The organism is Sphingomonas ginsenosidimutans (genome assembly GCF_002374835.1).
Taxonomy (GTDB): Bacteria; Pseudomonadota; Alphaproteobacteria; order Sphingomonadales; family Sphingomonadaceae; genus Sphingomonas; species Sphingomonas ginsenosidimutans.
Window position 1 is genome coordinate 1 of the sequence record NZ_NWVD01000055.1, and the last position, 711, is coordinate 711.

Here is a 711-nt window from a genome sequence, read left to right on the forward strand (position 1 = left end):
GCCGGGCGTAGGTGGAGCGAAGCGGAACCGGAGGCCGGTGATGGCGATGTTGCCGATTCCGGGGCCGGTGGGCGGTAGCCCAGGCTGCTGTGCGGCCGGACGGTGTTGTAGTGACGGCGCCACGCCTCGATCAGCACCCTGGCCTCGGCGAGGCTGTAAAAGATCTCACCATTGAGCAGTTCGTCGCGAAGCGACCCGTTGAAGCTCTCGTTATAGCCGTTCTCCCATGGCGAACCCGGGGCAATGTAGAGCGTCTTCACGCCGATCTGGCCGAGCCAGGTCTGGACGGCAGTGGCGATGAACTCGCTGCCGTAGCACATTGGGAAGCGCTGGTTCGGGGGCCGCTATGGCCCTGATGAAGGCAAGGCCGCGAAGCGGCCGCAGGCTTCATCAGGGCAAGCCATGGTCGGTCAGCAGGTATCTAAAGTGAGGTTGTCGAGACAACACTTTGGAGGCCGACCGACTGTGGATCGGCGTGGAAAAAGGACCCCGGTAGCGGGGTGATCGGCGTCGAAAAGGGACCCCTCATCCCGGTGGTCTAGGCTGTTCGCTTGGCGGTGTGTCAGGCGGCGAGAGCGGGATGCTGGTATTGGAGACGGTGTTGAGGATCCGGCGCGAGCACGCGTCGGGGAAGGCCATCAAGGCGATAGCGCGGGACCTGCACCTGTCGCGCAAGGTGGTGCGCAAGGCGATCCGGGCACCGGAGGCGGA

1 pseudogene is annotated in these 711 nt (G+C 64.7%); it reads right to left on the reverse strand.

Annotation, left to right across the window (positions count from 1 at the left end):
- Window positions 1-311, reverse strand: a pseudogene (locus COA17_RS18685) (integrase core domain-containing protein); the annotation flags it as partial.
- Between the last annotated feature and the right edge of the window lie 400 nt (window positions 312-711).